This window comes from Klebsiella sp. M041, from assembly GCF_059759695.1.
Genome location: NZ_JCAXWU010000015.1, coordinates 46005 through 59421 on the forward strand (window position 1 = coordinate 46005; position 13417 = coordinate 59421).

At 59.8% G+C, this 13417-nt stretch carries 12 protein-coding genes; 6 read left to right on the forward strand and 6 right to left on the reverse strand.

From position 1 onward, the window contains the following. Positions 1 to 71 precede the first annotated feature (71 nt). Positions 72 to 1067, reverse strand: coding sequence for an NAD-dependent epimerase/dehydratase family protein (locus AC6CWS_RS19350; protein ID WP_065881313.1), 996 nt, complete (start codon positions 1065 to 1067; stop codon positions 72 to 74). A 96-nt stretch (positions 1068 to 1163) separates the two neighbouring features. On the opposite strand from AC6CWS_RS19350, the gene AC6CWS_RS19355 reads away from it, so the two are divergent. From AC6CWS_RS19355 to eitD, 5 genes are all read left to right on the forward strand, one after another. Continuing rightward, positions 1164 to 2075 (forward strand): LysR family transcriptional regulator, encoded by a 912-nt coding sequence (locus tag AC6CWS_RS19355; protein ID WP_065881311.1) that lies wholly within the window; start codon positions 1164 to 1166, stop codon positions 2073 to 2075. Positions 2076 to 2232: 157 nt separating this feature from the next. Then, entirely contained in the window at positions 2233 to 3231 is a 999-nt protein-coding gene (gene eitA / locus AC6CWS_RS19360; protein ID WP_065881309.1) for a siderophore ABC transporter substrate-binding protein EitA, read from the forward strand. Further along, positions 3231 to 4268 (forward strand): FecCD family ABC transporter permease, encoded by a 1038-nt coding sequence (locus AC6CWS_RS19365; protein WP_032453250.1) that lies wholly within the window; start codon positions 3231 to 3233, stop codon positions 4266 to 4268. The genes eitA and AC6CWS_RS19365 overlap by 1 nt, the downstream gene beginning before the upstream one ends. Beyond that, entirely contained in the window at positions 4268 to 5029 is a 762-nt protein-coding gene (eitC, locus tag AC6CWS_RS19370) for a siderophore ABC transporter ATP-binding protein EitC (protein WP_023290094.1), read from the forward strand. The genes AC6CWS_RS19365 and eitC overlap by 1 nt, the downstream gene beginning before the upstream one ends. An 11-nt stretch (positions 5030 to 5040) precedes the next feature. Further along, positions 5041 to 6273: an MFS transporter EitD gene (gene eitD / locus AC6CWS_RS19375; protein WP_023290095.1), complete on the forward strand. Its 1233-nt coding sequence runs from the start codon at positions 5041 to 5043 to the stop codon at positions 6271 to 6273. Positions 6274 to 6337: 64 nt separating this feature from the next. Here eitD and AC6CWS_RS19380 read toward each other — a convergent pair whose 3' ends face one another. Both AC6CWS_RS19380 and AC6CWS_RS19385 read right to left on the reverse strand, forming a co-directional pair. After that, positions 6338 to 7369: a methionine synthase gene (locus tag AC6CWS_RS19380; RefSeq protein WP_023290096.1), complete on the reverse strand. Its 1032-nt coding sequence runs from the start codon at positions 7367 to 7369 to the stop codon at positions 6338 to 6340. A 23-nt stretch (positions 7370 to 7392) separates the two neighbouring features. Beyond that, complete coding sequence (locus AC6CWS_RS19385; RefSeq protein ID WP_065881307.1) at positions 7393 to 8373, reverse strand: DUF1852 domain-containing protein; 981 nt, start codon at positions 8371 to 8373, stop codon at positions 7393 to 7395. Between the two features lie 597 nt (positions 8374 to 8970). On the opposite strand from AC6CWS_RS19385, the gene AC6CWS_RS19390 reads away from it, so the two are divergent. Beyond that, positions 8971 to 9291, forward strand: a complete 321-nt coding sequence (locus AC6CWS_RS19390) for a hypothetical protein (RefSeq protein ID WP_064154444.1) — start codon at positions 8971 to 8973, stop codon at positions 9289 to 9291. 98 nt (positions 9292 to 9389) lie between these two features. Here the strand turns inward: AC6CWS_RS19390 and AC6CWS_RS19395 are convergent, their stop codons facing one another. The 3 genes from AC6CWS_RS19395 to ydiJ all read right to left on the reverse strand — a co-directional run bounded on the left by AC6CWS_RS19395 (position 9390) and on the right by ydiJ (position 13305). Further along, positions 9390 to 9638 (reverse strand): GlsB/YeaQ/YmgE family stress response membrane protein, encoded by a 249-nt coding sequence (locus AC6CWS_RS19395; RefSeq protein ID WP_004203110.1) that lies wholly within the window; start codon positions 9636 to 9638, stop codon positions 9390 to 9392. 203 nt (positions 9639 to 9841) lie between these two features. Beyond that, positions 9842 to 10252 carry a 1,4-dihydroxy-2-naphthoyl-CoA hydrolase gene (gene menI, locus AC6CWS_RS19400; protein ID WP_023290099.1) on the reverse strand — a complete coding sequence of 137 codons (411 nt, stop codon included), beginning with the start codon at positions 10250 to 10252 and terminating at the stop codon, positions 9842 to 9844. Beyond that, positions 10249 to 13305, reverse strand: coding sequence for a D-2-hydroxyglutarate dehydrogenase YdiJ (gene ydiJ / locus AC6CWS_RS19405; protein WP_032453253.1), 3057 nt, complete (start codon positions 13303 to 13305; stop codon positions 10249 to 10251). The genes menI and ydiJ overlap by 4 nt, the downstream gene beginning before the upstream one ends. Between the last annotated feature and the right edge of the window lie 112 nt (positions 13306 to 13417).

The window sequence follows — 13417 nt, forward strand, 5'->3', positions numbered from 1 at the left end:
GTTTGACAACGAGTGACGTTATTATGATTTAGTCACAATAACACCCCGATCTGATCCTCTCTCTCGCCGCGTTACGCCTCACGCGCCTCATTATTTATCGCGCCGGCGGGCAGACAGCCCAGGCCTTGCAGCGTCATATGTACGGCACGATCGAGCGGGGTATGCGGCTCCGCGCCTAAAAAAGCCACCAGCTTATCGTTGCGCAGGCGTACCGGCAGACGCCAGAGATAGTGCATCTCGACCATTTCGCGCAGGGTGGCGTTGAAGGGCGCCGCCAGCTTCACCAGCCACCAGGGAAAGGACTTTACTACCGCCCTGCCGCCATAGCGGGCGACCACCCGCTGGATCGCCTGGCTCATTTCGCTGCCGTCCGGGTCCCAGTGGCCCTGCATATGGAAGCGGGCAAACGGCTCAAGCTCATGCCTGCGGGCCAGCAGCGCGGCGATGGTGGCGGCGACGTCGGGCAGCCAGGCCCACTGATGCCCCACACCGATCGCCCCCGGGCGGCGAATGACGCCGGGAAGCTGACCGGGCTTGATCAGCCCCTGGGAAAACCAGCTATTCCCGGCGCGCGGCCCAAAAAAATCCCCCGCCCGGACAATCAACGCCCGGCCGCCGCGCTGCACGTAATCCTCCAGCGCCTGCTCCATCTCCACCCGGATGGCGCCTTTGCGGGTCACCGGCTGTTGTGCGGCCTCTTCCGCAATCAGCGGAAAGGCATCCGGTCCATAGTTATAGACAGTGCCGGGCAGGACAACTAACGCCCTCTGCTGTTCGGCGGCCTGCAGGGTGTTGCGCAGCATAGGCAGTACCTGCTGCCGCCAGTGCCTGTAGCCCGGCGGATTGACCGCATGGACGATCACGTCGCAACCGGCAGCCGCCGCCGCCACCTGCCCGGCATCCAGCGCGTCGCCGGCTATCCACTGCATCCCCTCCTCGGGGCCGCGCACCTGGGCGCCGCGCTTCAGCGCCCGAACCTGCCAGTTGTCCGCCGCCAGCCGGCGGGCCACTTCCCCGCCGATGCCCCCGCTTGCTCCCAGAATAAGGACCTTGCCGCTGCTGTTCATCGTCTTTCCCCGTTCGCTAATGGATGCTTGACAGCCTACCTGCGGCTCATATCAAATGAAATTGCATATCATCATCGAGCGGCTATACATTTTTGTATGAATACCTCTATTCCCTGGGAGTGGTACCGAACCTTTCTCGCCGTCCTGCAGGAAGGCTCTTTATCGGGCGCATCGCGCACTTTGAACATCACCCAGCCGACGGCGGGGCGCCATATCGCCGGGCTGGAAGCCGCCCTCGGCCAGGCCTTATTTACCCGTTCGCAGACCGGCCTGCTGGCGACCGACGCGGCGCTGGCGCTGCGGGTGCACGCCGAGGCGATGGCCAACACCGCCCGGGCGCTGGCACGCACGGCGGCCAACTTTAGTCGCGACAGAACCGATCTGCGTGGCGTGGTGCGCGTGGCCGCCAGCGAGGTGGTCGGCGCCGAGGTGCTGCCGCCGCTGATTGCCCGGCTCAGGCAGGTCTGCCCGAATATTGTCATCGAACTGATGCTCTCCAATCGGTTTCAGGATCTGCTTCACCGGGAGGCGGATATCGCGGTGCGGATGGTCGCTCCGCAGCAGGAGCAGCTTATCGCGCGGCGTCTCGGCAGGATCGAACTCGGGCTGCATGCCGCCGATGCCTATCTGACCCGCCGGGGTCGGCCCGCTACGCCTGAGGAGCTTGACGGCCACGCGCTGATTGGTTTCGACAGCGCCACGCCCCTCGTTCGCCGGGCGCTTGAGCGCTACCCCCGTTTCCAGCGCGAGGCGTTCGCGATGCGCACCGATAGCGACCTCGCCCAGCTGAGCCTGATCCGCGCCGGGGCGGGGATCGGCATCTGCCAGGCGCCCCTTGCCGACGGTATCATTCCCCTGCGGCGAGTGCTGGCGGCCGACTTTTCTCTGTATCTCGAGACCTGGCTGGTGATGCATGAGGACCTGCGCCATAGCCCCGCCTGTAAGCGAGTATTTGATTTCCTCGCCGAAGGGTTGCAGGCGTATATTCGCGGCCCACTGGCGCGCTGAGCCACCCGCCTCGCGGGTAACTCCTTCCCTGCTGAAATAGTCACTCATTGACACTGTAAATACGGCATTGTATAAAACCCCGCCTCAATAATGAGTTTCATTTGCATTACTTCCATTTGCTGGTCATCCACTCGCCTGTTTACAAGGATAGCGTTTAATGAAGAAGGTCCTCTGCGCGTTAGGCTTGATGTTCACCGCCGTCAGTTCCGCGCTGGCAACAACCTACCCCCTGACGATTGAAAACTGTGGCTATCAGGAGACCTTCACCCGGCCGCCGGAGCGCGTGGTCGCGCTGGGGCAAAATACGGTCGAAATCCTGCTGCTGCTTGGGCTGCAAAAGCAGGTGGTGGCCAGCGCCTTCTGGCCGACCAGGGTATTACCGCAGCTGGCTGAGCAAAACGCGAAGATTAAAACCCTGACGGTGGAAATCCCGAGCCTGGAATCCGTACTGGCGCAAAATCCCGATTTCGTTCCCGCCCAGTTGCCGCTGCTGCTGGGGCCGGAAAGCAAAGTCGCCAAGCGTGAAGATCTCGCGACCGTCGGCGTGAACAGCTACGTGTCGCCGGGGATGTGCGCCACCAAAAAGGCTACCGGCGATATGTACGGCAGCCGGCAGAAGCTGTGGGACATGACCTGGCTGTATCAGGAAATTAGCGATTTTGCCCGCATTTTCAACGTGGAAGATCGTGGCCAGGCGCTGATCGCCGATTTCAAAAAACGTGAAGCCGACCTGCGTCTGGAGTTCGGTAAAAGCAAAAAAGATCTCTCCTTCGTCTTCTGGTTCTCCAGCGCCTCGCCGTCGGCCGATGCCTATGTCGGCGGCAAAAACAGCGCCTCCGGCTTTATCGCCAGCGTGCTGGGCGGACATAACGCCATTACCGCCGAGACCGAATGGCCCACGGTGAGCTGGGAGAGCATCATTGCCGCCAACCCGGACGTGATCGTGGTCTCAAGCCTGGATCGTAACCGCTGGGCGCTGGATAAGGCCGAGGAGAAGATCAAATTCCTCAAAAGCGATCCCGCCGTCAGCCAGCTGGAGGCAGTGAAAAAAGGCCATATCGTGGTGATGGACGGCCAGGCGATGAATCCGACCATCCGCACCCTCTACGGCGCGGAACAGGTGGGCGAACAGCTGAGAAAAATGGGGCTTAACTGATGAGCGTCGCCGTGCTTCAGACGCGCCGCAGCATGCTGCTCACCGGCTGGTGCGTCGTGGCAGTGTTCGTGCTGGCGCTGGTGATAGCGGTAGGCGTCAGCGTTGGCGAACTGCCCATCCCGCTGCACAACGTCTTTTACGCTATCAGCAATAAAACCGGCTTAACCGCAGTGCCTCTCAATCGGATCTACGAGAGCGTCATCTGGGATTTCCGCCTCAGCCGCGCCCTGGTCGCCGCCTGCTGCGGCGCCGGCCTGGCTATCTGCGGCGCCGTGCTGCAAAGCCTCCTGAAGAACGCCCTCGCGGAGCCCTACGTCCTCGGCGTCTCCGCCGGGGCCTCCACCGGCGCGGTATCAATCGTGGTGCTGGGCCTTGGCGCCGGGGCGATCTCCCTCTCCGCCGGGGCGTTTGCCGGAGCCTTCGCCGCCTTCGCCTTTGTCGCCTTTCTGACCAACGGCGCGCGCGGCGGCAATGAGCGCACCATCCTGGCGGGCGTCGCCGCCTCGCAGTTATTTAACGCCCTCACGGCCTACACCATCAGCACCTCCGCCAGCGCGCAGCAGGCGCGCGATGTGATGTTCTGGCTGCTGGGCAGCTTCAGCGGCGTCCGCTGGCCCGAATTCCAGCTGGTCCTGGTGGTGGTTCTCGCGGGCCTGGCGGTCTGCCTGTGGTATGCCCGGGCGCTGGACGCGTTCACCTTCGGCGACGATGCCGCCGCTTCGCTGGGCATTGCCGTGCCGCGCGTGCGCCTGATCCTCTTCACCACCGCGGCGGTGATCACCGCCACCATCGTCAGCATGGCCGGCTCGATCGGCTTTGTCGGCCTGGTGGTGCCCCACGTGATGCGCTTCTTCTTTGGCCCGCTGCACCGGACGTTGCTGATCGCCAGCGCGCTGGCGGGGGCGATCCTGATGGTGCTGGCGGACATTGCCTCGCGCCTGCTGATTGCCCCGCAAAGTCTGCCGGTCGGGGTGGTGACCGCTCTGGTTGGGGTGCCTTTCTTCGCCGTGATTATCTACCGCTCAAGGAATAAGTGATGAGTATTTGCGCTGAAAATATCACCTGGAAGGCAGGCAAAAAGGTCATCGTCAACACGGTCTCGCTGCGGGTGTCGCGCGGCGAAACGGTGGGACTGCTGGGGCCCAACGGCTGCGGCAAATCCTCGCTGCTGCGGGTTCTCGCGGGCCTGCGCCGCCCGGATGCGGGTCGCGTCACCCTCGACGGCCAGGACATTGCCAGGATGGCGAAAAAGCAGCTCGCCCGCCGGGTGGCGTTCGTCGAGCAACACGGCATGACCGAGGCCAATATGCGGGTGCGCGACGTCGTGCGCCTGGGGCGTATTCCGCACCACTCGCCGTTCTCAAACTGGAGCGCTCAGGATGACGAGGCGGTCACCGCCGCGCTGCAGCGGGTGGCGATGCTGGAGAAAAGCGACCAGGGATGGCTGAGCCTCTCCGGCGGCGAGCGGCAGCGGGTGCATATCGCCCGCGCCCTGGCGCAGAACCCGAGCGAGATCCTGCTGGATGAACCCACCAACCATCTGGATATTCACCATCAAATGCAGCTGATGCAGTTGATCAGCGAGCTGCCGGTGACCAGCATTGTGGCCATTCACGATCTTAATCATGCCGCGATGTTCTGCGATTCGCTGATCGTGATGCAGCAGGGGCAGATCCTCGCCAGCGGGACGCCGGAGGAGATTTTGTCCGAAGCGCTGCTGTGGGACGTTTTCCGGGTGAAAACCAAAATCGAGATCTCCCCGTACCACGGTAAAAAGCACATTCATTTCATCGTTTAGGTTTGGCGTATATGCCTCTCTTCTCCCTGCGCCCTGCGGCGACCCTCTGGCCTCCCGTTTTACTGGGAAGCCAGTTCGTTTTTAATATTGGCTTTTATGCGGTCGTCCCTTTCCTTGCCCTCTTCCTGCGCGACGAGATGCTGCTCTCCGGCGGGCTTATCGGCCTGATCCTCGGGCTGCGCACCTTCTCCCAGCAGGGCATGTTTATCATCGGCGGGACGCTGGCCGACCGCTATGGCGCTAAGGCGATCATCCTCGCCGGCTGCGTGGTTCGCGTCGCCGGCTATCTGCTGCTGGCGTGCGGCACAACGCTGGAGCCTATTATCCTCGGCGCCTGCCTGACCGGCGTCGGCGGAGCGCTGTTTTCTCCGTCGATCGAGGCTCTGCTGGCGCGGACCGGTACCCACAGCCAGGCCAACGGAAAACGCAGCCGCGCCGAGTGGTTTGCGCTGTTTGCAGTGTGCGGTGAACTGGGGGCGGTTATCGGCCCGGTGGCCGGAGGGTTGCTGAGCGGGATCGGCTTTCGACATATCGCCCTCGCCGGCGCGGGGCTATTTCTTCTGGCGCTGCTGGTGCTCTTTTTCTGTCTGCCCGCCGACGGGCAGCGGACACAAACGCGCAGCCGGGTGCCGTGGTGGACACCTTTGCGTCAGCCGCGCTTTGTCGCGTTTATTATCGCCTACAGCTCATGGCTGTTGAGCTATAACCAGCTGTACCTCGCCCTGCCGGTGGAGATCCAACGCGCCGGCGGCCGTGAGCAGGATCTGGCGCCGCTTTTTATGCTGGCCTCGCTATTGATTATTACCCTGCAGCTTCCTCTCGCCCGTTTCGCCCGACGTATTGGCGCCCTGCGCATTCTGCCGGTGGGCTTTCTGCTGCTGTCGGCTTCTTTTGTCAGCGTGGCGTTATTCGCCGCCTCGTCGCCCGCCGAAGGCTGGCTGCGATTATTGCCGTCGGCCTGCTTTGTCACGCTGCTCACCCTCGGCCAGATGCTGCTGGTGCCCTCAGCCAAGGACCTGATCCCGCTTTTCGCCGAGGAGTCGACGCTGGGCGCCCACTACGGGGCGCTCGCCACGGCGGGGGGTTGTGCGGTGTTAGCCGGGAATTTGCTGCTCGGCCATATGCTGGACCAGGCGCTTACCCCCTCGCCGCAGGCGGTCTATCCCTGGCTTCTGCTGGCGCTGTTTCCGTTGTGCAGCGCCGTGGCCCTGCGGGCGATCTGCCGCCCGCTGGCGGCAACCTGACGCTGAGCGGGCAACGGCCCGCTCAGGAAGTTAACCGGGGGAAGCGCACGGAGGCCAGCCCGCCTTATTGTGCCGCCAGCTCGCGGCGAACGATCTCGGCGCCGGCGCTTAAGGCGTGCAGTTTGCCGGTCGCAACCTGGCGCGGCAGCGGCGCCATACCGCAGTTGGTGGACGGATAGAGCTTGTCGGCATCGACGAACGCCAGCGCCTTGCGCAGGGTAGCGGCCACCTCTTCCGGGGTTTCGATAGCATGGCTGGCCACATCGATGGCTCCGACCATCACCTTTTTACCGCGGATCAGTTCCAGCAGATCCATCGGCACCCGCGAATTGTGGCACTCGAGAGAGATAATATCGAGGGACGATTTCTGCAGCTGTGGGAAGGCCTCCTCATACTGACGCCACTCAGAGCCCAACGTTTTTTTCCAGTCGGTATTGGCTTTGATGCCGTAGCCGTAGCAGATATGCACCGCCGTCTCGCACTTCAGCCCTTCGGTGGCTCGTTCCAGCGCGGCGATCCCCCAGTCGTTCACCTCATCGAAGAAAACGTTGAAGGCCGGCTCATCGAACTGAATAATATCGACCCCGGCGGCCTCTAACTCTTTCGCTTCCTGATTGAGGATTTTGGCGAACTCCCAGGCCAGCTTTTCCCGGCTTTTATAGTGGTTGTCATACAGCGTGTCGATCATGGTCATTGGGCCCGGCAGCGCCCATTTAATCGGCTGACTGGTGAGCTGACGCAGATAGCGCGCGTCCTCAACGAAGACCGGTTTCTGGCGCTCCACGGCGCCCACCACGGTTGGAACACTGGCCTCATAGCGGTTACGAATTTTCACGATCTCGCGTTTGGCAAAATCAACGCCGCTGAGGTGCTCAATAAAGGTGGTGACAAAGTGCTGCCGCGTTTGCTCGCCGTCGCTGACAATATCGATCCCGGCCCGCAGCTGGTCGTCGAGGGACAAACGCAGGGCGTCGCGCTTGCCGGCCAGTAATTCTTCGCTGGACAGTTTCCAGGGCGACCACAGGGTCTCTGGCTGCGCCAGCCAGGAAGGTTTCGGTAAACTGCCGGCGGTCGATGTCGGAAGCCATGTTTTCATAATCAGTAGCCTTTTATTTTGGTTTAGCAAAGCGCGAAGTTAGCAGACCATTGCTCAAGCAACGTCTTGTGCGGGTTGATAAAATGTTGTTGTGTAAATTTACCCTGCTCTATCGCCAACAGGCTGCGCTCTTCCCGGTCATAAACAATTTTGGTGACGGAATGATCCAGGTGATTGAGATTGGGCTGATAGTATTGCCCCGCCGCAGAATTCGCGTTGTAGATCTCCGGTCGGTATATTTTCTGAAACGTCTCCATCGTGCTGATGGTCGCGATCAGCTCCAGGCTGGTATAATCGCTGAGCAGATCGCCGGAAAAATAGAAGGCCAACGGCGCGACGCTATGTTTTGGCATAAAATAGCGCACCTGCAGCCCCATTTTGCTGAAATAGCGCTCGGTCAGCGAGACGCCTTCCTGGGCATATTCAATGCCGAGGACCGGGTGTTCGTTGCCAGTGCGACGGTAAACATCTTTGCTGGATACGCTCAGGCAAATCACCGGCGCCTTGCTGAAGCTGGTCTTATAGGCGCTGGATTGCACGAAATCCTTAAAGATATTGCCGTGCAGCTCGCCAAAGTTTTCGGGCACGCTGAAGCGGTTCTGGTCTTTATTATGCTCCAGCAGCAGCACGCTAAAATCATAATCCCGCACATACGAAGAGAAGTTATTGCCGACGATACCGGCATGGCGCTCACCGGTTTTTTTATCGACAATATGCGTTTGCAGGATCTCTATCACCGGAAAACTGGCGGCATTCTGAGCAATATTCATCTCGACAGAAATAATATCCAGTTCCACCGCATAGCGATCGTTGTAGGGATTATCCCAGTGCGCCAGGGTATTAAACCGGTTATTCATCATGATTAACGTATTGCGCAGATTGTCCTGACGGCTCTCCCCTCTGGCCAAATTGGCAAAGTTGGTGGTAATACGCGTATTTTCCGCAGGGTTATAATTTTCATCAAACCGGCTGCGCTTAATCGTATAGGTAAATTCGTTATTCATGGCGATTGTCCATCCTGGTGTCGGGCATAAAGCGGAATAAGCGGAGTATTTTCCACAGGCGACGCAGAGTCAGACCTGGCGCGCTTCAACCGGTAAATGTTGTTGATTCGTTAATGGGTCTATTTTTGCCAGAGTCGGTGATGGAGGGAAAGCGACTTAAATTCATTGCAACATGAGCTATCCTCATGTTGCTCCGCTAAGCGCCAGGTGTACTCGAGGTATCGTCATGATGCCATGGTCAGGGGCGGCAGTTCAGGCCACGTCAGGCTAATAAACGTTTGTGGTGTGAATGTATGCCAGGGTACAATCTTTAACCACTATAATACGTGCTTAACATAGCCGTCGTACCCGTTTAGCTGGAGCTTTTGTCGTACAGAATGATTGTTGATATCAGTATTATGTCGATGTGCATGGCCGTGCTGCTGATTATGAGCGTACTGCTGAATTAAGAGGCTCCCGAACACAATGACACCCGCTCTCATCTGACCTTCACATTCGCGAGGAATAAAGGAGATTCAGAGGATCCGCGCCGCACGGGATTGTCCCGGCTGCCGCCGCCCTCTACTCTTTTGGTACTTGTTAATCGAGGAATACCAGATGAAAAAAGCTCTCCTTGCCCTGTTCGCTATCGCCGCCGTGGCCGCCGCCAGCGCGTTTGCCGCCGATAAAACCGACGCCCCGACGCCCGTTGTCGACAACGGCGGTCGTCCTCCGCTGGAGATGGGTCATGGCCCCCAACCGCCGTTCCCGCCACCGTTTCCGCCGCGCAAGCCGGTGCTGTTTTCAGCAACGGTCGCGACCGATACGCCGGCGGAAACCATTAACAAACTGACCGCCCTGATCCCCACCGGTCAGGCGAAGCACTACGAAGTTCATGTTGAGGTGGTGCCGGTTGCGGAGGATGCCGACGGGAAATAGCCCTGGCGTGGGCGCTCTGCCTGAGTCCTGCGATAATAAAAAAGCTGCCGCTTATCGCGGCAGCTTTTGTTAGCTTGAATAAAACAGAATGCAGAAAATTAGCTACGCACTTTACGGTAGATAAACAGCACGACCAGCGCACCGATTACCGCCACCACGAAGCTGCCGAAATTAAACCCGTCGACTTTGCCAAAACCAAAGAAGGTACTGATCCAGCCGCCGACCACGGCGCCGATGATCCCCAGAATAATGGTTACAATAAACCCGCCGCCGTCTTTCCCCGGCATAATCCACTTGGCTAAAATACCGGCAATAAGTCCAAAAATGATCCAGGAAAGAATACCCATGGTTAACCGTCCTCTTGTTACCTTTAAGCATTTCGTATTGAAAAGAGTAGCATATATAACGAGATTGGATCGGTAATAATCTATTTATTAGATAATTTCTTGCCGCCGCGCGGTAGCGCAGCTGGCCTGATGTTTCGCGCTGGCGGACCCGACCCCGCTTATTCCCCTGAAAAAAGGGAGGCTATTCGCCTCCCGGTCATGACTTATATTACCGCGGTGGTTAGCCGCGATGAACAGCATAATCGCGACTGTTCGTCGAAGATTTCAATTTGCCAGACCTGGTGGCGAGTCCCGACGTGCAGCGCTTTGCACACGCCCCGCACCCGGCCCCCGCGCGCCGAACGAATGTGGTTGGCGTTAACCTCCAGCCCCACCACTTTCTGTTCGCCTTCGCTGCACAGATAACCCGCCACCGACCCCAGCGTCTCCGCCAGCACCACCGACGCCCCGCCGTGCAGCAGGCCAAACGGCTGCTGTGTGCGCCCATCCACCGGCATGGTGGCCTCCAGCGTATCGTCGGTAAAGGTCTCAAAGCGAATATCCAACAGCCCTACCATGTTTCCCTCACCGAGCCGGTTGAGCTGCTCCAGCGTGGCCTGACGTTTCCAAATCATCCGATTATCTCCAGTAACGCCTGCAGCGGATGGCGAACGCCGCTGCCTTCAATGCGCTTCACCTGGCTGCGGCAGGAGTAGCCCGTCACCAGACAGCGGTTACGCGGCAGCCGCTGCATCGCCTGCTGCCAGGAGAGCGCGTAAATGGCCAGCGAGTTGGCATGGTTTTTCACTTCATGACCATAGGTGCCTGCCATCCCGCAGCACCCGACGCTGACGTTTTCCAGCTTCGCGCCGAAGTGGGCAAAAATCTCTGCCCACTGCTTCGTCGCCGCCGGCAGCGCGGTCACTTCCGTACAGTGACCGAACAGGTACCAGGGCTCGCCGCCCGGATCGGGACGGGCGTCGGCGGTCAGGACCTTCGGCAACCACTCATGGACTAACAGCACCTGAAAATCGCCGCGCTTGTCGCCAAGCGTTTGCTTATATTCATCGCGGTAACAGAGCACCAGCGCCGGATCGACCCCGACCAGCGGCATACCCAGCTGCGCCACGCGGTTAAGGAAGTCTGCCGTTTTCTGCGCGGTGCGCGCGAAGCGGGTCAGGAATCCTTTAATATGCTGCGCCTTGCCGTTTGGCGAGAACGGTAGCAGCACCGGCTGATAGCCTAAGGCCTCAACCAGACGGATAAAGTCAGCCACCACCTGGGCGTCGTAATAGCTGGTAAAGGGATCCTGCACCACCAGCACCATCTTCGCTTTCTGCTCGGCGCTCAGCGCTTCGAGCTGCTCAAGGGTCATGTTGGCGGAGCGGTGGCCGGCCATCTGCTGCTTCAGCGACGGCGCCGAGAGCAGCGGCAGATCGACCATCCCGATATGCTTCTCCGACAGCTTTTTCAGCCACGGCTGGTTCATGAAGAAGTTAAACGTCTTCGGCGCCTGGGCCATCAGCGGCGCATAGGATTCCACCGACGCCACCAGATGATCGCGCACCGGCCGCAGGTAGCGGCTGTGGTACAGCTGCAGGAAGCGTGAGCGGAACTCCGGGACATCGATTTTGATCGGGCACTGGGTCGAACAGGCTTTGCAGGCCAGACAGCCGGACATTGCCTCTTTGACCTCGTGCGAGAAATCATATTCCCCTTTGCGCGCATGCCAGCTGTTGCGCGTGCGCGCCACCAGCGAGCGCAGGCTAACGCCCTGCTCCGGCAGCGCCTTCTCCAGCTGATTGGGATCGACGCCGCGATCCGCCAGCAGACGCAGCCATTCGCGGACCAGCGTCGCCCGCCCTTTCGGCGAGTGGATGCGCTGGTTGCTCACCTTCATCGACGGACACATCGGGCTTTTTACGTCAAAGTTGAAGCACAGCCCGTTGCCATTACACTCCATCGCCCCGCGCCAGGCGCTGCGCACCGCGATAGGGATCTGCCGATCCCAGGTGCCGCGCTTCACCGCGTCGACTTTCATCATCGGCGCGTCAATCCCTTCCGGCGGACAAATTTTCCCCGGGTTCAGTCGGTTATCCGGATCGAAGACCGCTTTGATCTTCCGCAGCTCGCCGTACAGCGCCTCGCCAAAGAATGCCGGGCTGTACTCGGCGCGGAAGCCTTTGCCATGTTCCCCCCACAGCAGACCGCCATATTTCGCCGTCAGCGCTACCACATCGTCGGATATCTGCTTCATCAGCACCTCCTGCTGCGGATCGCACATGTCCAGCGCCGGGCGCACGTGCAGCACCCCGGCGTCGACGTGGCCAAACATACCGTAGCTCAGGCCGTGGCTGTCGAGCAGCGCGCGAAACTCGACGATATAATCCGCCAGGTGTTCGGGCGGGACGCAGGTATCCTCGGCAAAGGGGATCGGCTTGGCGGCACCTTTGGCATTACCCAACAGGCCTACCGCCTTCTTGCGCATGGCATAGATGCGCTCCACGCCATCAAGATCGTGACAGACCTGCCAGCCGATGACTCCCGCCTCGCTGCGGGCCATCAGCTCGTCCAGCCGCTGGCACAGGGTGGTGACCTGCTGGTCAATCAGCGCCGCGTCATCCCCGGCGAATTCGACGATATTCAGCCCGAGCATCTCTTTATCCGGTACGTCGGTGATCAGTTCGTTCACCGAGTGCCAGACGATATCCTCGCGCGCCAGATTGAGGACTTTAGAGTCGACGGTCTCCACCGACAGGGCCTTGGCTTCCACCATAAAGGGCGCATTACGCAGCGCAGAGTCAAAGGAGTCATATTTGACGTTGACCAGCCGGCGTACCTTCGGCAGGCGGGTAATATCCAGCCGCGCTTCGGTGATAAACGCCAGCGTCCCTTCCGAACCGGTTAAAATCCGCGTCAGGTCGAACTCGCTCATCTCATCGTTAAAGACGTGGCGCAGATCGTATCCGGTGAGGAAGCGGTTGAGTTTGGGAAACTTATCAATGATCAGCTCGCGCTGCGCCTTGCAGCGCTGGTAGACCGTATTGTAAATCCGGCCGATCGTCGAGGGCGTATTGCCCAGCGTCTCCGCCAGCGCCACCGGCACCGCCTGGGTATCGAGGATATCCCCGCCCATCAGCACCGCCCGCAGGCCAAGCACGTGATCCGACGTTTTACCATACACCAGCGATCCCTGTCCGGAGGCGTCGGTGTTTATCATCCCGCCCAGGGTGGCGCGGTTGCTGGTGGAGAGCTCAGGCGCAAAGAAGTAACCATAGGGTTTAAGAAACTGGTTCAGCTGATCTTTGATGACTCCGGCTTCGACGCGCACCCAACCCTCTTCGGGGTTGATTTCAATAATGCGGTTCATATAGCGGGACATATCGACGATAATTCCGCCGTTCAGCGCCTGGCCGTTGGTGCCGGTGCCGCCGCCGCGCGGGGTGAAGATCAGCGATTTAAAGCGTGGTTCGGCGGCGACCCGCGCCAGTAACGCTACGTCTGCCGTGGAACGTGGAAACAGGACCGCATCCGGCAGCAGCTGATAGACGCTGTTGTCGGTGGCCATCGTCAGCCTGTCGGCATAGCTGGTGGCGGTATCGCCGGTAAAACCCTGTTGCTCCAGTACCTGCAAAAAATTCAGCACCAGTTGAACTACCCCTGGCGCCTGAGAAATTTGTGGGATCATCACACTTGACCCTGCCTGACTATGTTGTGTTTGAAAATATTGTGTTGGTGCTAACTAAACGTTTGCGTAGCGCATTCAACTTTTTATCACATTTTTTTCATATGCGCCCACG